We start from the raw sequence: 25,084 nt of genomic DNA on the forward strand, positions 1-25,084 counted from the left end.
CCGGCTTATTTATAATGTGGAGTATGCTCATCAAAAAAAGCCTTTTCTGTGGTATTCCAGTTATTTAATGCTTCCTGGCGTTGCTGGTTTAGTGCCTGATTGTTCTTATTATACGCATCAGATGCTTTGTTGATATCGGCAACACCTTTATTATAGGCAGCCACATCATCTTTGGAAGGATCACTTTTCTTTTCAAAATCTTTTTTCATTTTCTCAAAACGTTCCCTGGTTAAAAAGAAATCGCTGATAGTGCCCATCTTATCATTCACTTCTTTTACATAAAAAGTAAGCATGGTTTTGCAGGCGGCAGCAATACTATTATCGCCCTGGAATGGCTTTATGGCATTTAATTTCTCCAACCCTTCCTGCGCATATTTCAACAAGGCATTTTTATTTTGTTCAATACCGGTGATATTGCCTTTTTGAATAGCTTCCAGTAAATACGCTTCCTGCTTATACGGACGGAAGAATAACAAATATACCTGGTGGTAATACACGTTCATCTGGTGTACCTGTTCCATCATTTCTCCCAGGCCATCCTTTTGGCTGATGAGGTTAATATTATTTTTTGCAGCAAATGCAGCTTCGGCCAGGCGCATTTTCTCATTCCCCTGCTCTAATTTTTCATTTACCTTTTCCTGCATCAGCAAATACGCTTCCATGGCATCATAACTTTGTTCTGCTATTTCTTCCATGTTGATGATCTTACTGTAATCGTCATTTAATACACTATAATACAGTTTCATAAAATTAACCGCTGTATCCCTGTACGCCTTATCGTTTTTAAAAGAAGGCATACCGGAAATATTCATCCTCGATTCATCTACTTCGTTAATAAGCTTATTACGCAATGCTTCTACTTTCTTTTCTTTTTTACCATGTGCAGAGGCACTGGTATAGCTTAAATATTTTTTTGAAATATTTTCCTGCTGTTTACCAATGTAACTCATGTAGTCACCTGCATTATCAAAATTTTGTGCAAAGGCAACAGTACTAAGTGCTGATAAAATAATAAGGGTAAATAATCGTTTCATACCGGGTGATTTTATTTGTTATAATTATGAAGATAAAAGTTATTTGATTATAGTTGCAAACGACTGATGTTTTCTTAAAAGAAAGTAGTTTTACAGCCCCAATTTTATTCACCATTCACCATTCACTACTTCCCGTTCCAGTCCATTAATATCCTGTACGCCTCTGCCAGTGTTTCATCAGTTTGCAAATGCTCCAGGTAGGTTGCATTTATTTCTTTACTCCTTGTTGAAGAAGCTGCAATGCGTTGCCAGTCGAAACCATTATTGGTTACTACTATACCGGTATTATTTTTTTCCTCGCTGCTGAACTGCCCGTACATTTTAATAGCCGTGCTGTATTGCGCTGCATACGCACTCCATTGCAGGCTGATGTTCCTTTCTTTTTTATATTGCTCCATCCAGCTGGTAAAACTGCTGATCTTTTTAAAATAATTACTGGCATCAATACGCTGTTTGCTTTTAGCAGCTAATGCTGTAACCGGTAAAGCCGGTAACACCTGGTACATCCCCGCTTTACTGTTATCCGGTTGCAATGCACTGGCATTACTTTTTTCTTTGTACTCATCATCCGAATACATATCAGGCAATGCTATGTCCGGCACTACGCCTTTCCATTGTGTGGTACTGCCATTAACCCGGTAAAATTTTTCCAGCGTAACTTTTACATAGTCTTCGTATTTTTTTCTTTCGTCGGGTGTAATAGTATCCAGCGGCAATACCTGTTGTGCCGTTCCTTTGCCATAGGTAGTACCACCTACAATCAATGCCCTGTTATAATCCTGTAATACCGCACTTACAAATTCGCTGGCACTGGCGCTGGCACCGTTAACCAATACAACTAACGGCCCGTCATAAATAGTACCCCTGTTGGGGTCTTTTAAGAATCGGACTTTGGCCGTTCTGTCTTTTACTGAAGCAACAGGACCGATATCAATAAAAATACCTGCCAGCTGCATGGCTTCCCACATACTGCCACCGCCATTAAAACGCAGGTCGAGTATCAGTCCGCCGATGGTATCTTTTTTCAGCTTTACAATTTCTTTACTTACATCATTGGCGCAACCATCGTACTTAATATCGTTTTCATCTTTGATGGCTTCATCTTCCCTGCTGTAAAAACCCGGCAGGTTTATGTAACCGATGTTTTGTTTGCCATGCAGTACATAACTTTTTACAATGCCTTCATCGGCATCTACTTTTTCTTTATGCAATATGGCCGTTTTAGTTTCGCCGGCAGATGTTTTTACGGTTATCTGCACATCACTTTCGCTGTTGCCATTTAAGTAACTGCTTAATTCTTCTTCTGAAATATCTGCTACATTTTTTTCTTTGCCATTGGCTTTTATGGCAATAACAATATCGCCTTTATGCAATTGACCGCTGCGCCAGGCACTGCCGCCGGGTTGTAAATAACTGATGGACTTATCACCTTTTTCATCTTCTTCAAGGTCGAGACCGGCGCTATATTCTGTTCCACTTAATTCCGTATCAAATTCTTTTTTTTCTTTTAGGTTCATGTAACTCGTATGCGGATCGTAACACCAGGCAATGCTGTTTAAATATTCATCCTCCAGGTCGTGCGTAAAATCTACCGGTGTTGATAAAAGATTATTGACAAATGCCAGTTCACGCTGCTTTATTTTTTCCCTGGCATCAATTTCCAGTTTTGCAAAGTTTGCCGGTAGTTTGGTATCTGTTCCCGTAGAGTCGGAAACTTTTTCTGCCACCTGGTTCAGCACCCGCCATTTTAAATAATGTAACCAGCGTTGGGCAATATCCTGTTCGCTATTTGCATAGGTAGTAAAAGGCCACACAATATTATCCGGCTTAGTAAAATCAAATGGTTTTGCAGTAAGTACTTTAATAATACTGTCTGCTTTTTGCAAACGCATTTTGTATAAGCCGGTTGACTGACTAAAAAAATCTTTTCCCTTTACTACAGCAGTTTTGCCCAGCAGTTCTTCATCCAGGTTTGTTTTATAAGTTTCTAAAACCGTTATTTCTTTTTGAGTAAAGAATAATTTTTCTTCGTCTAATTCCTTCATCCATTTATTATACAGCATGGCAGAAGAAGTATCATTCCATTGCAATGGTTTATAGTGTTGCTGTTCTAAAAAACGGCGGAGTGTTAGTGTTTTGGCACGAAAATCTGTTTGTGCAAAGATGATTGCGGGCAGTAAGAGTAGTAAGAGCGTACAGATTTTCTTCATGTGCAGTTGATTTAGTAAAGGTGTCATAACGGCCCGAAGCCGTATGACACCTAAAAAATTTATTTCAATTTCATTTCACTCACGATCCTTGCAATTTTATCATCCAATGATTTTTGAGCAGCTTCAAATTCAGCAATGCTTTTCAATTCGCCCTTTACACTAAAATAAAATTTTATCTTAGGTTCGGTGCCACTTGGCCTTGCAGAAATTTTACTGCCATCTGCCAATACAAATTGCAGTACATTACTTTTCGGCAGGTCAATGGCCCAGCTTTTGCCGGTAGTTAGATTTTTACCGGTTTGCATTTCATAATCCAGCAATTCATTTACAGCAACGCCATCCAGCATTGCAGGAGGATTATCCCTGTAGCCTTTCATCATATCAGCAATTTCTGCCGCACCATTCATGCCTTTTTTAGTAATGCTCACCAGGTCTTCTTTATACAAACCATACTGCAGGTACATGTCAATCATCTTATCGTATAAACTGCGGCCTTTATTTTTTTCGTAAGCGGCCATTTCGCAAAGCAGCGCTACGGCACTTATCGCATCTTTATCCCGTACCTTGTCTCCTATCATTAATCCAAAACTTTCTTCGCCGCCAATTACATAATTCTCTTTGCCTTCTTTTTCTTTTATCATGGCAGCGATCCATTTAAAACCGGTAAGCACATTATAGCAACTGATGCCGTTGGCTTTAGCAATGGTGTCAATCATATCTGTAGTTACAATTGTTTTTACCACCATGTCGTTGGCCTGCGCAATACCTTTTACTTTTCTTGCTTCAATCATATAATTAAAAGCCAGTACCGCAGTCTGGTTACCATTCATCAGTATCCATTCTCCTTTACTGTTTTTTACTCCAATGGCCACACGGTCGCTATCCGGATCGGTACCTAATAAAATATCAGCATCCAGTTCCTTTGCTTTTTTCAACCCTATACCCATTGTTTCTTTTTCTTCGGGATTGGGATATACTACAGTCGGAAAATTCCCGTCAGGCGTTGCCTGCTCTGTAACAATGGTAACGTTGGTAAAACCAAAACGCTCCAATACTGCCGGCACTAATGTTATTCCTGTGCCATGTATAGGTGTGTACACAATTTTAAGATCGTGTTGTGCTGCACATACATCGGGATATACCGATAATGTTTTCACCATATCCAGGTAAGCGTTATCAAGGTCCTTGCCTAATGCTACTATGTTAGCTTCGCCGCCGGCCCATTTTACTTCATCCACACTGGCAATTTTTTCCACTTCCACAATTACGTTTTTATCGTGGGGTGGCACCAATTGTGCGCCATCATCCCAATAGGCTTTATAACCATTATATTCTTTTGGATTGTGTGATGCCGTTAATACCACACCCGCCTGGCAGCCTAATTTTCGTATTGCAAAACTCAGTTCAGGTGTGGGGCGCAATGCTTCAAACAAATACACTTTTATACCATTGGCAGCAAAAATATTGGCCGTGGTTTCGGCAAAAAAACGGCCGTTATTCCGGCAGTCATGTGCAATAGCCACGCTCACTTCTCCTGTAAACGATTTTTTTAAATAGTTGGCAAAGCCCTGTGTGGCCATACCCACTGTATATTTATTCATCCGGTTAGTGCCAATACCCATAATGCCCCTGAGGCCACCGGTACCAAATTCTAAATTTCTGTAAAAAGAGTCTTCTAACTCAGCAGGATTATCTTGTTGCAGCTTGGTAATTTCATCTTTAACTGATTGCTCGTAATTACCGCTAAGCCAGTCGTTAATTCTTTTAAGGGTAGTTGCTTCCATGTTTTATAATTTATGTAATCCAAAAATAAATGTTTCATGCTTCAATAAAGCAAATTATGTAAATTTGTTTTATGATTTATACCCGGCGTAAATATTTGCGTTGCTGCATATGGAAACCATTGGCAGGTATGGCCATCTTTTTATTGCTTTGTATTACAGGTTCGGCACAAAATACCATTGTAAAAAAAGACAGCAGCAACAGCTCCAACGCTTTAACTTTTTACCATTCATTTACCAATGCTAAAACAACAACACATCCCTATACACATATCAATTATACCAGGCCCAATAATCAATTGATGAGCTGGCCTAACTTTCCTTTAACGCCAACAGAATTTGAACGCAGGCACAGGCAATATGTACAGGAGAATAAGGTATCCTCCGTTATTGCAAAAGATATCATCACCAATATTCTGAAAAAGAAAACAAAAGTGGCTGTTGTTCCTAAATTTTAAACTTCTCGTTTTTTTGCTGCAGATCTTTAGCACTGTATTTTTCGTATCTCATTAACAACATATAGGGCTATTTTTGTTTTTTATGAACCAAATACCAGATCATCAATCAACTTCGCCGGCGTTGCTGATAACATCCCGATTATTCCGTAGTTTTTCTGCTGTGGCCATTTTATTGAGTTTTTGCTTTCAGTTTGTTGCGCCTTCGGTTAAAGCGCAGGATTCTGCTGTAAAAGCATCCTTAGTTCCCCAACAAAATTATTATTTCAGAACCGGCAATAGTATTTCTGATTCAAATAAAATAAAAGAAAAGCCGCTTTCAAAAAAACAGGTTGATAAAAGAATAAAAATCATTGCTGCCACCAACATCATTGGCTATAGCGGGGCTATGGTTGGCCTGTACTCTGCCTGGTATAAAAATTATCCGCAAAGTAATTTTCATGCTTTTAATGATATCAGTGAATGGAAAGGCATTGATAAGATCGGCCACGCTTACAGCGCCTATGCCGAAAGCAAGGCCAGCATGGAACTATGGCGATGGACGGGTATTGACCGTAAAAAAAGGATCTGGCTGGGAGGTATGAGTGGTGCGTTCTATCAAACTGTGATTGAAACACTGGATGGCTTTAGCAGTGAATGGGGCTGGAGCTGGGGCGATTTTGCCGCTAATATGGTGGGCAGCGGTATGTTGGTATCGCAGGAACTGGCCTGGGATGAACAACGTATTCAATTCAAATTTTCATTTCATCATAAAACCTATAGCGACCCAACGCTGGTACAACGCAGCAATAAAATTTTTGGCAGCAGTACAGCCGAACGTTTTTTAAAAGATTATAACGGGCAAACCTATTGGCTGAGTGCCAACTTAAGATCTTTTTTCCCCGAAAGTAAATTGCCCGCCTGGTTGCAGCTATCAGTAGGCACCGGAGCCGAAGGCATGTTTGGTGCCAATGAAAATATTGGCAAAGATGCCAGTGGCAATATTACTTTTAACCGTACCGATATTAAAAGATACCGTCAATGGTATTTAGCACCGGATATTGACCTTACTAAAATTAAAACCAACAGAAAGGGAATTAAAGTAGCACTCAATATTCTTAACATTGTAAAATTCCCTATGCCATCATTGGAATATTCCAATGGCAGGTTTAAATTGAATGCACTTACTTTTTAGATTGTGCGATTGAGTTCACTGATTTTTTCTGCGTAATTTGCGATATCTGCGGGCAAAAAAACTTTTCAGCTGTGGCAACTTTTAATTTAAGAGAGGAAATTTTAAAAGAACATTCCAAAGCACAATGCACACGTATTGTAAACCGGGTGGGTGCATCGCAACAGCGTTTTGATGAACTCTTCCGATTATTTTTACACGACGAATACCGTGTGGTACAAAGAGCCGCCTGGCCCGTGAGTTACTGCGTTATGGCGCACCCGGAGTTTATTAAAAAACACTGGAACAGCCTGGTTAAGAATTTACAACAACCCGGTTTACACAATGCTGTAAAACGAAACAGCCTGAGGTTATTGGCAGACATACCCATTCCTGTAAAATACCAGGGCCCCATTATGGACCTTTGTTTTAAATATGTGGAGAGCCCCAACGAAGCCATTGCTGTTAAAGCATTCGCACTTACCATACTTACCCGGCTTGCCAAACAATATCCAGAAATTATTGCTGAAATAAAATTGCTGATCAGTGCACAGAAAGGCCGGCAAACGGCCGCTTTTAAAGTAAGGGCAAGAAAATTTTTAGAAGCCACTGAAAAAATGAAGTAAGCTCTGCTGTCTATTTATGCAAAAATAATCTTATAGGTTTACCACTAATTTTTGTAAATTACAGTATGGCTGCTTTTAAAACTACCATAGTGTTTGTGCTGGCCTTAGTGTTCACCATGGTAAATACGGTTGCTGCGCAGCAAGCCAACGTATGGCATTTCGGAATAAATGCCGGCCTTAATTTTAATGTTACCCCACCCCAGCCATTAACAGGCGGCGCATTAATTTCTTTTGAAGGTTGCGCCAGTTTCTGCAATAAAAAAGGACAATTATTATTTTATACCGATGGCACAAAAGTTTATAACAGGAATCACGGGATAATGCCTAATGGCAGCGGCCTTGCAGGTGACAATTCTTCCACCCAGGCAGCAATCATTATTCCCAATCCCGGCGACTCTAACCTGTATTATATTTTCACTTCCGATTGTTCAGAAAATTCATTTGTAAAAGGCTATAATTTTTCCGTGGTGGATATGAGGCTGGACGGAGGATTAGGCAATGTAACCACTCAAAAAAATGTAAACCTCTATAAACCCTGCACAGAAAGACTGGCCGCAGTAAAAGCAGCTAACGGTATAGATTACTGGGTAATTACAAAAGGATTAAATAATAATCAGTTTGCAGCTTACAAAGTAGATTGCAAGGGCATAAACATGACGCCGGTATTATCTAATGCCGGCATTGCGCATACGTTTGACCCACGCCAGTATGTAGGCACCGGGCAAATGAAGGTTTCGCCGGATGGTAAAAAATTATGCTTACCTATTTCGTGGCCCGTTACCAAGGCCCAGTTATTTGATTTTGATAAGGTTACCGGCAAAGTATCTAATTCCATCGACCTCAGCGGGTATACGCAAGGGGTAGGCCATATTTATGGTGTTGAATTTTCGCCCAACAGTAAACTCCTTTACATTTCCACCGTATTTGATAACAGCATCAACCAATATGATATTACTTCCGGAAACCCGGTAACTATCAACGCTTCTAAATACGTTATCGGCACGTCGTTATTCCTTCCTAATTCGCTGCAACTTTCTCCCGATAAAAGAATATTTGTGGCCTTTGCACAAAATACCAATGTGAGTGTTATTAATAACCCGGATGTATATGGCCCGGGTTGTAATTATGCCTATGCGGCGGTTGACCTTAACGACAGGCTTTGCTGGGCCGGGCTGCCCTCTTTTATTGCCAGTCTTTTTGATAACAGCAGCCATGTTGATTTTACGCATTCCTTTATAGATTGCCATAGCCAATTCACCGGATCTACCGACCTGGCAGGTAACCTGGAATGGAAATGGGATTTTGGGGATGGCAGTACCGGATCGGGACAAACCATTAACCATGCTTTTAAAAAAGTAGGCACTTATGATGTTACTTTAAAAGTGATCACCAGTTCCACCACCTGCGGGCCACTTATTGCGGATAGTTTTTCGGTAACCAAACAGGTAACCATTACCAATAATATTTTTGCGGTGGATTATGGATACAGCGGCAATTGTGTAAACCAGCCCACGCAATTTTTTGACAGTACTGTATTGAGCACCGGCACCATTACCAGCAGCACCTGGGATTTTGGCGATGGCTTTACCGCACTAAACCTGCTCAACCCTGTACATACTTATACTACCACCGGAAAGTACAGCGTAAAACTTTTGGTAACTACCAGCGGCATTTGCAAAACAGACAGCATGGTAAAAGATGTATACATCGGAACGCCGCCTGCAACAGTTTTTTCGCCTGCTAACGGTTGCGTAAACACGCCTTTACAATTTACCGACCAATCTGTTGATGGCGCTACTCCCGTAAATTCCTGGAAATGGTTTTTTGGAGATGGCGATTCCTCTACGTTAAAAAACCCTTTGCACAGCTATCGTAATTATGGCAACTATACCGTGCAGTTGCAGGTGGCTTCTTTTGGCTGCGTATCGCCGGCTATTGTTACTCATCCTGTGGTGATAGATAGCAAACCCGATGTGGCTTTTGACTACCTGTATCCCTGCCTGGATAAAGCCACCATATTTACCAACGCTTCAACTAACATATCCGGTTCCATCATCAGCAATACCTGGTCGTTTGGAGATAATACCGGATCTGCAGTTATCAGCCCTGTGCATCAATACACCAGGGCAGGCAACCCTGCGGTAAGCCTTACATTGATTACACAAAATGGTTGCAGCGTAACCTTAACCAAAACAATTACAGTAATAAAACCCTTTGCCAACGCAGGGCGGGATACGATAACACTATTTGACAAACCTGTACAATTGAGTGGCAGTGGCGGTGGTACTTATAGCTGGAGGTCTGCCGCTAATTTAAACGATGCTTCAATACCTGACCCCATTGCCCGTTTAAAAAGTAATGAACTATTTATTTTAACTACCACCAGTGCAGAGGGTTGTGTAGCCACGGATGATGTGCTGGTAAAAGTGGTTCCGGTTTTTGACATTTATGTCCCTGATGCGTTTACTCCTAATAGTGATGGCAGTAATGATGTGTTACGGCCATCCCTGATTGGTATCGACCATATCAATTATTTTAAAGTGTACAACCGTTTTGGGCAGGAAGTTTTCAGCACCAAAGAACCAGGCAAAGGCTGGGATGGCAGGATCAGTGGTGTATTGCAGCCGACAGGCGCTTTTGCATGGATCGTACAAGCTGTGGACATTTATGGCAGGGTGATCAATAAACAAGGTACTTCGCTTTTGATACACTAGACGAACTAAAACAGTTGTAGCTACAAACGCTTTTTTTGTAAAATAGAAATGGCAGAACCTTCTGCCATAAAAACCGAGCTGGGTGCTGTGTGTTGTAAAAAAGCAAACGCATCGCCATACAAAGCTTTAAAATCGCAATCAATAATATATTGCTTTACCGGGTATACCTTCCATGCAGGGTGTTGCACATTATATTCAAAAGTGGTGGCATCATTATATTGTGAATAGCCCCAGTAATGTTCGGCAATAAATTCTTCCTCACTACCCGGTCGCATGGGTAAGGCTTCTGTTGCAGTTGTTGCTTCCAGCTTATTCCATTTGCCCTTGTGTTTCCAATGATAACCTAAATTGATAGCACCTGCAGTTTTATTGAAGAAATGTTTCATCCTCATGGTGCTGTACTTTTCGTGGTACAAGGTATTGGCAATAATACTGATGGCTGGCTTTGGAACGATCTCCTTAATAAAAACAGCACCCCGTTTCCATTGGCCGTTATCATTATACCGCACATAAAAGCGCAGGTTCACTTCTTCAAAATTTATATGAAAAGGAATTTTGACACCCAGGATTTTTGTCTGCTCAAACATAAAACCAATCAGGCTTACATACGCGTTGCCATGGTATACATCCAGTTCTGTTTTATTGGGTACATATTTCTGTAAAATGGCAGGATCAACAATATAATTCGCCATGACAAGATTATTCCATTCGGCAGTTAAAAAAGTAGCAGACATATTTTATAAACAGATTTACAAAGGAAAGGTTTAGCTAACTCTTCTTTTGATCCACTTCTTTAAATATCAAACGCAGGTTCTGATCGTAAGTAAAATAATTATACAACCAGTTACAAAAAACAAAGAAGCGGTTTTTTACGCCCAGTATCAGCATCAGGTGCAATCCCATCCAAATCATCCAGGCAAAAAAACCTTTAAAATGTAATTTAGGTTTGGGCATATCCACCACGGCTAAATTACGGCCCACTGTTGCCATGCTGCCTTTATCGTTATACACAAATTCTTCCAAAGCTTTTGTATTGCTTTTCATTTCTATATTGCGCAAATTCTTTGCAATCATGTCTGCCATTTGGGTAGCCACAGGTGCTACCTGCGGGTGCCCGTTAGGCCATGCAGGCTCTTCCATATACGCCACATCACCTATGGCAAAAATATTTGCAGTGCCTATTACTTTACACTGCCTGTCAACTTTAATTCTGTTGCCCCTTGCAATTAAATTTTTATCAACACCTTCGGGCACATTGCCTTTAATACCTGCGGCCCATATTACAATTCTGGTGTAGATAGTATGCCCATCCTGCAAAGTAATTTTCTCGCCGTCATAATCTTTTAATAAAGTATTGGTAAGAACAGTAACGCCTAATTTCTCCAAATACTTTCCCGATTCGTTGCTGCTTTTTTCGCTCATATTAATCAGCGTTTTACCGGTTCCTTCCAGCAAATAAATTTTCATTTGAGAAAAATCCAGCTCAGGATAATCTTTTGGTAACACATATTTTCTCATATCGGCAATAGCGCCACTCAGCTCCACTCCTGTTGGGCCGCCACCTACCACAACTATATTCATCAGTTGTTTTATAAGGGCTTCATCTTTTGTATTGATAGCCGCTTCAAAATTCTGTAATAGTTTGTACCTCAACTGTAGCGCTTCCAGTGTACTTTTCATGGGCAATGCATGGTTCATCAGGTTTTGGTTACCGAAAAAATTGGTATCGGCACCGGTGGCGATTACCAATGCATCATACTCAAATACACCGATACTGGTCACCACTTTATTTTCAGCACCAATTATCTGTTGCACTTCAGCCATTCTAAAGCGGATATTCTTACTGTTGTGGAAAACCTTACGCAGGGGAAATGAAATATTACTGGCATCCAGCCCGGCAGTAGCCACCTGGTAAAACAGGGGCTGAAACTGGTGAAAGTTGAATTTATCAATAAGGGTAATGTCAAATCCGGGTTTATTACTGAGGTTACGGGCTAACCTGAGCCCGCCAAAACCGCCTCCTATTATTATGAGTTTCATGATCTTTTAATTTACATTGCAAAGATACACTATTTTCAATAATTTTTGAAAATTTAGGAAATAAATTATTGCCGGATACCCGTTACAAAAACTACATTTAGGTATCCGTTACAGGATCATGGTCTAATACCTTGCCAAATTTTTTATCTATTTTATGAAAAGTATTCTTGTACTTACTTGCCTGCTGCTATTATTTGCCGCCTGTAAAAACAGCAGAAAATCAACACAAACCCTTTTAACCGCCAAAAACCTCAGGAGTACTTTTATTACTCTGGATGCGATGGCGGCTTATACTTTAAAAACCCCCAAAGGAGCCATTATAAAAATTCCTGCTCATGCATTTATTTCAGGTAATGCCGGTAAAGTACAGCTGGAACTTAAAGAAGCCTATACCCTGCAGGATATCATCACAGCTGGTTTAAAAACCGAAAGTGACGGTAATCCTTTACAAAGTGGCGGTATGTTTTATATTAACGCCACAGCAAATGGCAAGGCGCTTGAATTACTGAAGCCAATAAAAATATCAATACCCACCAATGCTTATGATGATAATATGGAATTATTTAAAGGTGAAGTGGAAACTGATAGCTCTATCAACTGGGTTGATCCTCAACCATTGGATACCGGGCTCACTGCAAAAAAATTGCTTTTAGGAGAAAGGCTTTTTAAAGCCAATTGTTCCGGTTGTCATAAACCAAACAAGGATTTTACCGGGCCGCAATTGGCGGGTTGCAGAGAAAGAGCCCCCAACAGAGAATGGCCCTATCGTTTTGTTGTAGATTGTAACCGTATGTGTGAAACTGATCCGTATGCAAAAGCCCTTGTTAAGAGATGGCAAAGCATGCAGGTGCAGTTTAATTTATCAGTTGATTCTATACACGCCATTTTTGATTACTGTGATAACCAGGCGACCTTGATGCCATCTATCACTTTACCTGGCAACACTGCCCCTTTGCCCGGTGCTGCAAAACCTGCACCCCCTTGTGGTTTTGATACGGTCTACTATAAAAAAGCTGATACCGGAATTACGATCATACCTGCAGATACCGTAGCATTACAAAATGATTTTCTTGATAGCGGCGCAGCAGTTACGATTGTTAACGAATTCAATAGTGACAATCCTCCGGTAACAGCACTGAACTTTACAGATGAAAGCAGCACAGGCGGCATGTACGATATTTCCATCAAAGCTTTGGGCTGGTACAATCTTGATGCTTTTTTAAAAGCTTATCCTGCATTAACTGCCGTACAACTTAAGGTACAATTACAGTTGCCGGTGGAATCAGATATGAATGTTTTTTTATTTTGCCCCGATAAAAGATTACTTACAGAAGCTATTCACACTGACGGCAATACTTATTGTTTTCAAAACGGGAATGGCACCATTCCCCTGGTATTAAATGATAAAGCCGTAATACTTGCTTTTGGAAGTAAGGGAGATAAAATGTTTTACGGCACCGCTTCCTTCAATATAAAAACTGCGCAATTAATTCCTGTTACTGTAAAAGAAACCACAGAAGCTGCATTAAAATCTTTTATTGAGAAAAACAATATCGATGGCATAACCATCGACCTGAACAAAAAAGAAGATGTTGAGATCAGACAAAAACCATGCGATAGTATGTTTGGCGATACTGCAAAAGCTGTTATAAGCCGGCTATACTAATTTTCTTCAAAGTATAATTAAGCAAAAAGATATTATACAAAAAAAGCGGCTGTCTCTAAACAGCCGCCATGTAAACTTAACCAAAACAAACTACTTATTTTATAAAATTGTACCTGATCAATACTTCGTGTGCATTTGCACCATTATCAAAACTACTTACCGGGTTAATATAATCGTCAAAAGCATAACCCACGGTAAATTTCTTATTGATGTTGATACCGGCAGAGATCATATAACTCTGGTGAGACCTGTAGCCTAATCCCCACCAGAAAATCTTATTGTGTTCAAACCTTGCTCCCACCTGGTAATTCACCGGTGCATTAGGCAAATACACCAGTATTGCATTGGGTGTAATGGTAGTGTACCCGTCCACGTCAATATGATAAGCTGCATGTGCATAATAATGCCTGTACAACATGGCCTCTTCCGTCCTGGTTAAATTACCACTGTAAAAATCCAGCTTTGATTGTACCAGTTGCGATACTGATGCGCCCACTTCTATTTTTTTACTGGTGTACGAAACACCAAAGCCTGCATCGTATTTAAACCTGCTGTCTGCACCACCTAACACAGGATCGTTACCTAAAGTTGCATACAGCTTGGATGTGTTTAATGCATATTGCTGCAACCGGGTTTCCAATCCTAAAGAAAAGATGCCCTTATCGCCCATTACAATATGTTTTGCCAATGAAAGATCAAGGCCTGTTCTTGATGTGGGACCGGTTTTATCCTGGTACACATACCCGCCAATACCAATGGCTTGTTTAGGCAGGTTGAAAGAACCGAATACAGTAGCGGTTTTAGGGCTGCCGCTGATACCGGCCCACTGGCTGCGGTAGCTAACACCCACAAAATTATTTTCGTAAACCCCTGCTGTGGAAGGGTTGTGCAAAACGCCCTGCATATCATACATAGATGAAGTTTGCAATTGCTGTGCATTTGTTGTGGCAACAAAAGCAACAAAAAGGGCTGTTAATATTTTATGTTTCATAATTAGTGTTATAAATAGATTATCTTAAAATTGTTACATCACCTTTTAATTGCAAACCATTACCGGTAATCAGTTTAAACCTGATCACATAGTAGTAAGTAGCATCCGGCAAAGCTTTCCCTTTGTAGGTACCGTTCCAGTCGTTCTGGTAATTTTCGTTACTGTATACCAGGTCGCCATTGCGGTTAAACACATTTACCATTACCTGGCTGGTACATGCACCACCACTGGTAACGATCCATTTATCGTTGATACCATCCCCATTGGGTGTAAAGGCATCCATGATCTTAATACAATACGGCACTACAGTGATCACTGTATTATCTGTAGAAGTACAACTGTTATTATCTTTTACCGTTAATGTATACGTAGTTGTTGCAGTTGGTTTTGCAGTAGCTACATAACTGTTTACACCACTTGTAATAGTTGCTGCCGGCGACCACAGGATGCTGATCACATTTGTATTAGGAGAAGAACCATCCAATGTTACCACATCACCACTGATGATAGTTTTATCGGAGCCTGCATTTATTACAGGATTGGCCTTGGTGGAAATATTGATAGCTTTTGTTCTTACACAACCATTTAGTGTAGCCGTAACAGTGTAAGTAGTATTACTGTTAACTGTTGCTACAGGATTGCTGATTGCAGGGTTTGACAATCCGCCTGCAGGGCTCCATGAGTACACATTGGCCGCACTGGTAGCGATCATCGGTACCGGCGCACCGGCACATACCGCGGTATCGTTGCTGGTGGTTAATGTCAGATTATCTGTAAAGCCAATAGTTACCGTTTTAGTAAACACCTGGCAGGCTGCATCTCTTATCACAATTGTTTTAACCCCTTGTGTTAAACCTGTAAATACATTTGAAGATTGTAATGCACTTCCGTTTAAAGTATACGTGTACGGCGCAATACCACCTGTTGTGTTAATGGTAACGCTGCCGCCGTTAGGGTTGGTACAACTTGCATCAGTAACTACTTCAGTAGAGTTTACATTAACGAAGCTGGCATTACCGTATTCTATTAATGCCGCTGATTGTGTACTGCCTGGTCCGCCAAAACCTGCGATCAATGGCATTAAATACAATTTTTTATTTTGTATCGGGGCAACTGTTTTTGGATATATGGTCATATTGGCTGCACCTTGCGGAGATATATCAAAGGTCCATGTTGCCCAGCCATTTGTTGTTGTTAAAAGAAACGAGCCAGCATAGGCATACCCGTTATTTACATCATTCATTATAATAACACTGATTGAAGAAGATGCTGCAATGGTAGCCGGATTGGTGGTTTGTACCAGCGTTAAATCTGTCCATGTAGCACCTGCATCAGTTGACCTGAATAATTTTCTGCTGGTACCACCTATATAAAGTGTTTTACCATTAATTACACTCAACGCATTATAAGTTGCAGTACCATTACCGGCAGCTGTTGTATCGGGGCTCACATCAGTCCATGTGGTACCGCCGTCAATTGTTCTGTAAACTTTACCCCTGTTACCACACGTGTAACCCGTATCCTGGTTAGCAAACTTTATATTTTTTAATTGCGGCGCAAATGTGCCGATAGGAAATGTTTTTGTGGTATCCCAAACAGGAGTAGCTGCATTAACATTTAAACAACGGAAGATCATTGTTCTTTGCACTTCGGGGCTAAACCTGTAGCCTACTGCCCATGCACGTTGACCCACCATGGTAAAATTGGTAATACCACCGGTATTTTGATTGGGCTCGATAAATATTGGCGTATAAGTCTGTCCCTGGTCTGCAGATTTGTGAATACCTACAAAACCAAAACTATTGGTACTGAAGAACATGCTGTTTACCGCCGGATAAAATACATTAGCAATACTTATCTGGTTGGCATCAAATGTTGCATTGGAAGCATCCACCCAATTCTTTCCGCCATCGCTGGTTTTTGAAATAGTTCCGTTGGCACCCACTGCTATACCATTGCAATAATCTGCCCAGTCCATATCGCTGTAACTATAAAATAAAGGCCTGATATTTTTGTATACCGTTTTCCACGAAGAGCCGGCGATTGAATCATAGGTCATGCCATTATAACCGGCAGCAATAATTCTTCCATTAGGTGTAACATCAATTGCGGTAAAACCCCAGTGTGCAATATTACTTGTTGCAGGCACAGGATTACTTATGGTCCACGAAGTACCATTATCTGTTGTAAATGCAATGCTCCTTCCGTCGCTCATCATTATTTTTCCACCGGGCATTTTTTTAATGTGCCACATGGCACCTGTATTTAAAGGTGAGTTAGCCGGCGTGGTTGGAAAAGTATTTGAAATGGCCACTACTTCATATACACCTTTTTCATATGCGCCGTATATTAATGGCACTGCATTGGCAGTACTATCGTTTTTACCCGTTTTTACCCTTACCACAATACCGTTTGAATTACTGGAGATCAACACCAGCGAATCATTGATACCCAACAACCCTTTATAGGTTTGCGTACACTGCACAGGGTTACTACCGGTGCCCGTGGTAATTGACACACCAAATTTTGTACGATGTAAACTATAGTCTTTTACAACATTTTTTTCAATTTTCCAGAGTATGGCGCTGTAGTTAGGTACAGACTGCCCGCAGGAACCACTCACATAACCTACAGAGTCATTCACAAACATGATACGTTGTATTTCGGCCGAATTAAACCCACTTAAGGTAATATTATTTTGCTGCGGCCTGAACGGGCTTACTAAAGAATCCCAGGTAGTGCCCCCGTTTTTTGTAAAATATACTTTCGGGGCATCATTAATATTGGTGGTATTAGTGGTGTTAATTGCTGCACCACCAATATAACCGGTGTCCTTATTTAAAAAATACAGCGCATTGATATTTCTGCTCAGCGCAGTAAGAGGTGTGGTAACCTGTGCCCAGTTTAAACCACCATCTGTACTTTTTATCATTATACCGCCGGCTCCTACTGCATAGGCAATAGTGGGCGTTACAAACTGCACATCATTCAGATTTGCCAGTGCCACTGTATTAGCTGAATTAATAATTTTAAAGGGGATGTACTGCCAGTTACGGCCGCTATCGGTTGTTCTGGCAATGGCGCCGTTTACCCCAACAGCCAATCCTGTTTTGTTGTCAATGAACGACATGTCATTCAGGTTAAACCCATGTTGGTAGGGAACTACATATTTCCATGGACTGTTGCCCATAGCAGGATTTAATTGTGCCTTACTGCCCAGGGCTGCCATCAAAAAAATGATCACGGCCAATGAACTGAATTTTGTTTTAAAGCTTTGTTTTACCATTTTTAAAGCGTTTTATGTTTTGGTTAATGAGGGCGGGAGTAAAATTGAAGTGCAATATTATTCACTGCTTCAGCAGGTGGTTGTAGAATTAACTCTACTGATGTAGAATTTAATTTGGAGTTCTTTTGAGGTACAATTAATAACAACAGTATATACCTGCAGCCATGATGCGTTATATTTTAAGCCTTATCATTCTTTTTTCTTTTACAAACGGGCAACTGTTTGCGCAGAATTTACAGAAGGAAGCCAACATCTGGTATTTTGGAAATTATTTAGGTATGGATTTTAATAGTGGCTCTCCCGTTCCATTAAATGACGGACAATTACATACGATCGAGGGTGTTGCAACCATCTGCGATGCAAATGGAAGTTTACTTTTTTATACCGACGGTATCAGTATCTGGAACAAAGTACACCAGGTAATGCCTAATGGAACTGGTTTATTTGGTGACCCTTCTTCCACGCAGTCGGCTGTTATTGTTCCAAAAATCGGGGACCCAACAAGATATTATGTTTTTACAGTAGATGCAGTAACGTTTGTTGCACCTACCGGAACGTTTACTCCCACCAGGGGATTAAATTATTCAGTTGTGAACATGACATTGGATAATGGCAAGGGAGATGTAGAGATAAAAAATGTGCCGCTCACACAAAACTGCTTAGAAAAAATCACCGCTGTAAAACATTGTAACAATAAAGATATCTGGGTACTGGCACATGATACTGCTTCAAATGGATATTATGCCTACCTCGTGAATGCCACAGGGGTAAATACCACACCAATAATCAGCCATACCGGCTCAGTATTACCTGGCCTTCCCCGCACTCCTACTACACGTATTGATTCTTCTTTTCTTGGTTATATGAAAGCTTCGCCAAATGGGAAAAAAATAGCTATTGCTTTTTGGAATGTAAACGTTGATGTAAGCGATTTTGACAATGCTACAGGCATCGTATCCAACTCTATAAGTTTATTCCAGCCAACTGATCCCCATTACCTGTCCTATGGCGTTGAGTTTTCGCCAAACAGCAGCCTGTTATACACCACAGTGTGGCGTGATGCTTCCAATGCGCTTAGTAAAAATGAACTGCACCAATATGATATTACCCTTGGCTCGCCGGCTGCAATAAGAGCATCCAGGCAAATCATATCCGGATTATTTAATCCTGGTGAAATTTATGCCGCTTTACAAATTGCGCCCGATGGCAAAATGTATATGTCACAAAATTTATCGCCGCTGATTTCACCTACTTATATTTCTTCTATAGACAACCCTAATACGTACGGCAGCGGCTGTAATTTTACTAATAATGCAATGCAATGGTCGCAACCAAACCAAAAGTCAACGTTTGGCTTGCCTACTTTTATTCAAAGTTATTTTTATCCTCCAGATAGTTTCACCCATGCCGTTAGTTGCCAGACTTTAACCGGTACTTTTAATTATACCCCTGCATCAAACGTAACATCAGTAAAATGGGATTTCGGCGATCCTGCATCCGGCGCAAACAATACTGCTACACAAAATAATACAACGCATATATTCTCTGCTCCTGGTAATTACACCGTTAAGCTGATCAAATTCACTAACTGCGGAACCGATACTTTACAAAAGCAAGTAAGCACCGATGCTATAAATATTAATTTGGGTAACGATACTTTAGTTTGCGGCAGTACCAGTTTATTACTCAACTCATCTGGTGCTGGAAGTACCAATACTTTCTTATGGCAGGATGGTTCTACCAATCCAACATTTACAGCAACCGCTTCCGGTTTATATTGGGTACAGGCCAGTAACAGTGCCGGCTGCATAAAAAGAGATAGCATCAATGTTACGTTTAAACCAATGCCCGTATACAACCTTGGAGCAGACGCCGCTATTTGCGCCGGTGATTCTTTAACATTAAATGCAACTGTAGCCAACGCCACCAGTTATTTATGGAACACGGGTGCAGCTACTCCAACAATAAAAGCATTCCAGGTGGGTATTTTCTGGTGTGATGTAAATAAAGAGGGTTGTATTTTCAGGGACAGCTTAGCTATAACTGCCGTAAAACCTGCACCTGTTGTTAACCTGGGCAATGACATTACTGTTTGCCAGGGCATACCTGTAACATTGAATGCCACCAACCCGAATGCTACTTATTTATGGCAGGATGGTGCCACCACTCCGGTTTATACCCCCATCACTTCCGGCTTGTATTGGGTAGAAGCGGTAAATACCATCAGTGGCTGTAAAAAAAGAGACAGCATCAACGTAGTGTTTACAGCGGCACCTGTTTTTACCCTGGGGCCGGATGCCGCTATTTGTGCAGGAGATTCGCTTACACTTAATGCCACTGTTGCCAACGCAAGCAGTTATTTATGGAATACCGGTGCCACTGCTGCCACAATAAAAGCATTCCAGGCCGGGCTTTACTGGTGCGAAGTAAGTAAGGGCAGTTGTTCTTACAGGGATAGTTTGATCATTACTGCTGTTAAACCCTCGCCGGTTGTAAACCTTGGCGCCGATAAAACCGTATGTGAAGGTGTTGTAGTAACATTGAATGCCACTTATCCGGGCGCCACATATCTCTGGCAGGATGGCAATACCAATGCACTTTACCCCGTAAGCCAACAGGGCACCTATATTGTAAAACTGGATTTGAATGGTTGTAAAAAATCTGATACTGTAATTATCAACTATAATTTAAAACCCAGGTTCACATTAGGGCCCGATCAGTTGATCTGCCCCGGCAATACGATTACATTAAGCCCGGTAACAGATCCGTTATGGCAATTACAATGGCAGGATGGAACAAGCAATCCTGTTTATACTATTACAAAAACCGGAACCTATTCTTTAACAGCCACTAACACCTGTGGTTCAAACACAGACGACATAATAGTTTCAAAAGGGCTTTGCACTATATTTATACCCAATGCATTTACGCCCAACGGCGATAGTAAAAATGATTTGTTTAAAGTATTCGGCACCGAACTGGTGACTGAATTTAATTTAAAGGTCTTCAACCGTTACGGGCAAATTGTTTTTGAAACCAGCGATAAAAATAAAGGATGGGATGGCAAACTGAATGGCACCAACGCTCCCGGTGGTGGTTTTATTTATTTGCTGAGTTTTAAAGAAAGTAGTTCCACGGAGTTAAAAGTAGTTAAAGGCAGTTTTATTCTTATTCGTTAATTAAAAAAATAAAAAGAATAAGCCCAAATAAAATATAGAAATTAGCATACCAAACAGAAGAGTAAAAGAATGACGCAGCCCAAAATTTTAATAGCAGATGACCACAGTATGATCAGGAAAGGCCTGAAGCTGCACATGCAGCTTACTTTGGGCTTTACCGACATCCAGGAAGTGGCTACCTGCAATGAACTGATGAAAGAACTGGTAAAAAATAAATACACCCACCTGGTGCTGGACATTATTCTTTCGGATGGCAGTACACTGGAAGTAATTCCAAATATCCGCAGAGTATATCCCGCTTTAAATATCCTTATCTTTTCGATGCAGCCGGCAGAAATTTATGGCGAAGCATTAAAACAGTATGGCATCAATTACTATATGTCTAAATCAGTAGGCGAAGAAGAAATGGTGCAGATACTGTATAAATTCATGCATAATGAAATGCCGGTTCGTCAAAACAATATCCAGCACCAGGATAACCCTTTTAAAGCTTTAGCTCCCAGGGAACTGGAAATTCTGCATTATGTATTGAAAGGCATTGGCACTAAGGAAATAGCCGACAACCTCAACCTGAAAATGAATACCATTTCTACGCTTAAAAACCGCATTTTTGAAAAAACCAATGCCGGGAATATTAAAGAACTGATGGAACTGGCCACGTTGTATAATGTGAGTTATTAATTGAAGCCAGTTATTGATACTTTTAAATAATGCACCGCACCGGGAAATAAAATCAGCATAACTTATGAATTAAATTAGTGTAATTTGTAGTTGACTATGCACAAAACTATACTCCTTTTTTTATTTGCATTTGCCTTTAAAATATCGCTTGCACAAAATGAGCCCAATTGTTATGTGCAGCAATTTACTACCGAGAATGGCCTTCCTTCCAATGTGATCAGTGGCCTGCAATGGGATGAACAAACCGGCTTTTTGTGGATGGCCACAGGTATAGGTATTGTGCGCTTTAATGGCATCGATTTTAAGGTATTCAACAAAGAGAATATTCCGCAAATGGCAATGAACCGAATGCTGTTTGCCCTGCACGACAACACCGGCAGCATACATATTGCCGACCAGTTAGGCAACATGTACGTGATACAAAAAAACGAACCGGCATTGTGGCGTACTGCTGCTGATGCAAATAAAACCAGCAGGCAGTTTCCCTATTTTGCTGCTGATGCCGATACTTTTTTTCAAAAGAAGAGTAATAAAACTTTTGCCGAAGGCATTGATAAATTATTTTGCCTGAGCGACACGTCAAGCGTTGTTTTGAATAAGAACAATTTGTATTACCATTCCAAAAGTTTGCCATCACCGGTGCTGCTGCCCTTTAAACAGGTAAATTATATTTTTGAAATTGATAAAAACTATTTTTTAGTTGATACCAATGAAAAAATATACAAGATCAATTTTAATGATACCACACTCAGCCCTGTATCCATTGCCGGCCCAAATGCAGGTTTATTAAAACCTGCCGGCGATAACAATTTATTGTTCTGGCAGCCTGGTATGACTGAGCCTGTTTATATAGAAGATGACAAAGTGTGGGTATTGAAATATGAAAACGGTCTTTTAAAAGCGGAATTACAATTTGTGGGTGTGCCTACAGATTCCTATATAAAATCGGTACAGTACAGCAAAAAAAAACAGTTGTTGTTTATTGGTACAGAATCATCAGGATTGATAGTTGCCAGCCTTAATAAAGTTGAATCGCTGCAGCGAAAAAACGGCAACCCCAAGAACCGTAACAGTTATTTTTCGCAGGTAGAATTAAACAATGGAAATGTACTTACCAATGAAGGCGATATTATTGGTAAAACAAATTTACCACCCGGGGATTTGCCTATTGCCGGTAAATTTTTATACAACGTAACTAAAACCCCTGATGGCAGCCTTTGGTACAGCAAGCAGGAGCCCCACCAGCCTGTTGCTACGTTGCATCAATATAATGCCGGTTCAAAACAAACAATAATTTACAATAAGCTATCGCATAGTGAACTGGTTGTAAGCAACAGCGACCAATTGTACATTGTAAATCATATTGGCATAGGCCTGTTGAGTGCAGACAGTATGAATTACATCTACAAATTTAAAACGCAGGCAAAACCCGGCCTGGAATCCTATGATTTTGTAGAAAGCAATGAAAAGGGTATTTTTTATATTGCCAATTGTGGTGGCCTGCTGCGTTACAATATGCACCTGCAAAAGTTAGACACACTGTTATCACGGCCGGGGTTTTGTATTGGCAATGTGTGGCTATACAAAGATTATGTTTTGTGTGGCAGCAATGGCGCAGGGTTTTACATGTGCAAGGGCAATAAGGTAAAAGCAATGCCCCTTGATAAACAAAACTCATTATTGTTCACCAATTGTTTTGTACCCGACGAAAAAGGCTTTTGCTGGATAAGCAGCAATAAAGGACTGTTTAAATGCCTGTTAAGCGACCTGGTGAATTATTTTGAAAACGACGTTTCCGAGCCGGTGTACTATCATTATTTTGGCAAAAAGGATGGCATGAAAATGACCGAACTTAACGGAGGCTGCACACCATGCGCTTTGTATATGAAGGATAAAACAGTTTCTTTTCCGTCGATGGATGGACTGCAATGGATAAAACCCGACCAGATACAGGAAGTGTTGCCCACCGGAGATATTTATATTGATGAAATAACTGCAGACAATAAAAGAATACCTGCCGATTCGGTTTCAAAAATAAAACTGGATGCCTACACCGGTGAAATTATTATTAAGCCGCAATTTGCAGCCTGGTGCGGCAGCGAAAATATTTACCTGCAATACCAGGTAAATGATACCACTCACTGGAACTGGGTAACACCCGAAAGCAATGGCGTTATTCGCCTTATTAATTTATCACAGGGAAAATATACTATCCGCATAAGAAAAATGAACGGTTACGGGCTGCATAATTTTTCGTACGCCACCATTCAGTTTACTATCAACACGCCATGGTATAAACGCTGGTGGTTTGTGCTGCTTTACGTATTGGCTTTTTTGGGTGTGATTGCACTATTCTTCCGGTTTCGCACAAGGCAATACAAAATCAGGCAGTATAAACTGGAAAAGCAGGTGGCAGAAAAGACTAAGGAATTACAAACCCAAAACGAAATACTCGAAAAAAACAACACCATTAAAACAAGACTGATCTCTATCATCAGTCATGATATTGTTACACCATTAAGATTTGTAACTGTTGCCGGTAAAAACCTGATTGAGAAAAGAAGTTTAATGTCGGAAGAATTGCAACAGGAAACCATCCGGGAGATCACCAATACATCGCAGGAATTGCAATTGCTCTCTACCAATATTTTAAACTGGATAAAATACCAGAATGAAAACAGGCGACTGGCAAAGGAAATTTTTGCTTTACATGAAATGGTGAACCAGGTATTGGGCGTTTTAAATTCTTTGGCCAAACAAAAAAAACTTACCCTTGAAAATACGATCGATCCTGAACTGAAAATCTACCAGTATTTTGAACCTTTAAAAATCCTTATTTATAATTTAATCACCAATGCCATCAATTTTTCCGAAAAAGGCAGCATCATCATCAGCGCACAGCCGGTTGCTGATAAATTAATAGTTACAGTAAAAGATGAAGGTGTGGGAATGACTGCCGACCAGATAAAAAACATCATGGCCGATCAGTTCATCATTTCTTCTGCCAATATTGATAACAGGAAGGGTAACGGGTTGGGCTACCTGATTATTAAAGACCTGATAAAAACGATGAATGCAAAACTGGAGATCAGCAGCGAAAAAGGGGTTGGCACCAGTGTGTCGATAGAGATAAGTATTACTAAATAGTTACGGGTTAAAAGTGTTACGGGTTACGGGTTATTTGATTGTTTGCGAACCATTGAACTCAATTTATCAAACCAACCATCAAATAACCCATAACTTCTTTAACCTATAACTCTTTTAACCCGTA

General features: G+C 40.4%; 15 protein-coding genes. 8 read left to right on the forward strand and 7 right to left on the reverse strand.

What is annotated here, in order from left to right; translation table 11 throughout:
* Positions 1 to 5 precede the first annotated feature (5 nt).
* The 3 genes from ACYVM0_RS10505 to ACYVM0_RS10515 all read right to left on the reverse strand — a co-directional run bounded on the left by ACYVM0_RS10505 (position 6) and on the right by ACYVM0_RS10515 (position 5,028).
* On the reverse strand, positions 6 to 1,034 hold the full coding sequence (locus tag ACYVM0_RS10505; protein WP_460556587.1) for an LIC11966 family surface protein: 1,029 nt from the start codon (positions 1,032 to 1,034) through the stop codon (positions 6 to 8).
* A gap of 125 nt (positions 1,035 to 1,159) precedes the next feature.
* Positions 1,160 to 3,244, reverse strand: coding sequence for a carboxy terminal-processing peptidase (locus ACYVM0_RS10510; protein WP_460556590.1), 2,085 nt, complete (start codon positions 3,242 to 3,244; stop codon positions 1,160 to 1,162).
* A 59-nt stretch (positions 3,245 to 3,303) separates the two neighbouring features.
* On the reverse strand, positions 3,304 to 5,028 hold the full coding sequence (locus ACYVM0_RS10515) for a phospho-sugar mutase (RefSeq protein WP_460556594.1): 1,725 nt from the start codon (positions 5,026 to 5,028) through the stop codon (positions 3,304 to 3,306).
* A 71-nt stretch (positions 5,029 to 5,099) separates the two neighbouring features.
* Between ACYVM0_RS10515 and ACYVM0_RS10520 the strand changes: the two genes are divergently transcribed.
* The 4 genes from ACYVM0_RS10520 (at position 5,100) to ACYVM0_RS10535 (ending at position 9,970) form a co-directional block, all read left to right on the forward strand.
* A complete protein-coding gene (locus ACYVM0_RS10520; protein ID WP_460556596.1) occupies positions 5,100 to 5,483 on the forward strand; it encodes a hypothetical protein in 384 nt (127 codons plus the stop codon).
* An 82-nt stretch (positions 5,484 to 5,565) separates the two neighbouring features.
* Entirely contained in the window at positions 5,566 to 6,654 is a 1,089-nt protein-coding gene (locus ACYVM0_RS10525) for a DUF2279 domain-containing protein (protein ID WP_460556599.1), read from the forward strand.
* A 71-nt stretch (positions 6,655 to 6,725) separates the two neighbouring features.
* Positions 6,726 to 7,256: a hypothetical protein gene (locus ACYVM0_RS10530; protein WP_460556602.1), complete on the forward strand. Its 531-nt coding sequence runs from the start codon at positions 6,726 to 6,728 to the stop codon at positions 7,254 to 7,256.
* Positions 7,257 to 7,321: 65 nt separating this feature from the next.
* On the forward strand, positions 7,322 to 9,970 hold the full coding sequence (locus ACYVM0_RS10535) for a PKD domain-containing protein (protein WP_460556605.1): 2,649 nt from the start codon (positions 7,322 to 7,324) through the stop codon (positions 9,968 to 9,970).
* A gap of 20 nt (positions 9,971 to 9,990) precedes the next feature.
* Here ACYVM0_RS10535 and ACYVM0_RS10540 read toward each other — a convergent pair whose 3' ends face one another.
* Positions 9,991 to 10,704, reverse strand: coding sequence for a YqjF family protein (locus ACYVM0_RS10540; protein ID WP_460556608.1), 714 nt, complete (start codon positions 10,702 to 10,704; stop codon positions 9,991 to 9,993).
* Between the two features lie 34 nt (positions 10,705 to 10,738).
* Positions 10,739 to 12,010 carry an NAD(P)/FAD-dependent oxidoreductase gene (locus tag ACYVM0_RS10545; protein WP_460556611.1) on the reverse strand — a complete coding sequence of 424 codons (1,272 nt, stop codon included), beginning with the start codon at positions 12,008 to 12,010 and terminating at the stop codon, positions 10,739 to 10,741.
* 154 nt (positions 12,011 to 12,164) lie between these two features.
* On the opposite strand from ACYVM0_RS10545, the gene ACYVM0_RS10550 reads away from it, so the two are divergent.
* Positions 12,165 to 13,676, forward strand: coding sequence for a c-type cytochrome (locus tag ACYVM0_RS10550; protein WP_460556614.1), 1,512 nt, complete (start codon positions 12,165 to 12,167; stop codon positions 13,674 to 13,676).
* Between the two features lie 94 nt (positions 13,677 to 13,770).
* Here ACYVM0_RS10550 and ACYVM0_RS10555 read toward each other — a convergent pair whose 3' ends face one another.
* Together ACYVM0_RS10555 and ACYVM0_RS10560 are read right to left on the reverse strand one after the other, a co-directional pair.
* Entirely contained in the window at positions 13,771 to 14,667 is an 897-nt protein-coding gene (locus ACYVM0_RS10555) for a PorP/SprF family type IX secretion system membrane protein (protein ID WP_460556617.1), read from the reverse strand.
* A gap of 19 nt (positions 14,668 to 14,686) precedes the next feature.
* Positions 14,687 to 17,953, reverse strand: a complete 3,267-nt coding sequence (locus ACYVM0_RS10560) for a YCF48-related protein (RefSeq protein ID WP_460556620.1) — start codon at positions 17,951 to 17,953, stop codon at positions 14,687 to 14,689.
* A 164-nt stretch (positions 17,954 to 18,117) separates the two neighbouring features.
* Here ACYVM0_RS10560 and ACYVM0_RS10565 point away from each other — a divergent pair, with 164 nt between their 5' ends.
* From ACYVM0_RS10565 to ACYVM0_RS10575, 3 genes are all read left to right on the forward strand, one after another.
* On the forward strand, positions 18,118 to 21,132 hold the full coding sequence (locus ACYVM0_RS10565) for a PKD domain-containing protein (protein ID WP_460556623.1): 3,015 nt from the start codon (positions 18,118 to 18,120) through the stop codon (positions 21,130 to 21,132).
* Between the two features lie 69 nt (positions 21,133 to 21,201).
* Positions 21,202 to 21,813 (forward strand): response regulator, encoded by a 612-nt coding sequence (locus ACYVM0_RS10570; protein ID WP_460556626.1) that lies wholly within the window; start codon positions 21,202 to 21,204, stop codon positions 21,811 to 21,813.
* Positions 21,814 to 21,909: 96 nt separating this feature from the next.
* Positions 21,910 to 24,960: a sensor histidine kinase gene (locus tag ACYVM0_RS10575; protein ID WP_460556629.1), complete on the forward strand. Its 3,051-nt coding sequence runs from the start codon at positions 21,910 to 21,912 to the stop codon at positions 24,958 to 24,960.
* The last annotated feature ends 124 nt before the right edge of the window (positions 24,961 to 25,084 follow it).

This window comes from Ferruginibacter profundus, from assembly GCF_054783275.1.

Coding starts and splice junctions, on each gene's coding strand:
- ACYVM0_RS10510 (WP_460556590.1), bottom strand. CDS start 3,244: ATGAAGAAAATCTGTACGCTCTTACTACTCTTACTGCCCGCAATCATC.
- ACYVM0_RS10555 (WP_460556617.1), bottom strand. CDS start 14,667: ATGAAACATAAAATATTAACAGCCCTTTTTGTTGCTTTTGTTGCCACA.
- ACYVM0_RS10515 (WP_460556594.1), bottom strand. CDS start 5,028: ATGGAAGCAACTACCCTTAAAAGAATTAACGACTGGCTTAGCGGTAAT.
- ACYVM0_RS10575 (WP_460556629.1), top strand. CDS start 21,910: ATGCACAAAACTATACTCCTTTTTTTATTTGCATTTGCCTTTAAAATA.
- ACYVM0_RS10540 (WP_460556608.1), bottom strand. CDS start 10,704: ATGTCTGCTACTTTTTTAACTGCCGAATGGAATAATCTTGTCATGGCG.
- ACYVM0_RS10535 (WP_460556605.1), top strand. CDS start 7,322: ATGGCTGCTTTTAAAACTACCATAGTGTTTGTGCTGGCCTTAGTGTTC.
- ACYVM0_RS10505 (WP_460556587.1), bottom strand. CDS start 1,034: ATGAAACGATTATTTACCCTTATTATTTTATCAGCACTTAGTACTGTT.
- ACYVM0_RS10520 (WP_460556596.1), top strand. CDS start 5,100: ATGATTTATACCCGGCGTAAATATTTGCGTTGCTGCATATGGAAACCA.
- ACYVM0_RS10560 (WP_460556620.1), bottom strand. CDS start 17,953: ATGGTAAAACAAAGCTTTAAAACAAAATTCAGTTCATTGGCCGTGATC.
- ACYVM0_RS10525 (WP_460556599.1), top strand. CDS start 5,566: ATGAACCAAATACCAGATCATCAATCAACTTCGCCGGCGTTGCTGATA.
- ACYVM0_RS10570 (WP_460556626.1), top strand. CDS start 21,202: ATGACGCAGCCCAAAATTTTAATAGCAGATGACCACAGTATGATCAGG.
- ACYVM0_RS10565 (WP_460556623.1), top strand. CDS start 18,118: ATGATGCGTTATATTTTAAGCCTTATCATTCTTTTTTCTTTTACAAAC.
- ACYVM0_RS10545 (WP_460556611.1), bottom strand. CDS start 12,010: ATGAAACTCATAATAATAGGAGGCGGTTTTGGCGGGCTCAGGTTAGCC.
- ACYVM0_RS10550 (WP_460556614.1), top strand. CDS start 12,165: ATGAAAAGTATTCTTGTACTTACTTGCCTGCTGCTATTATTTGCCGCC.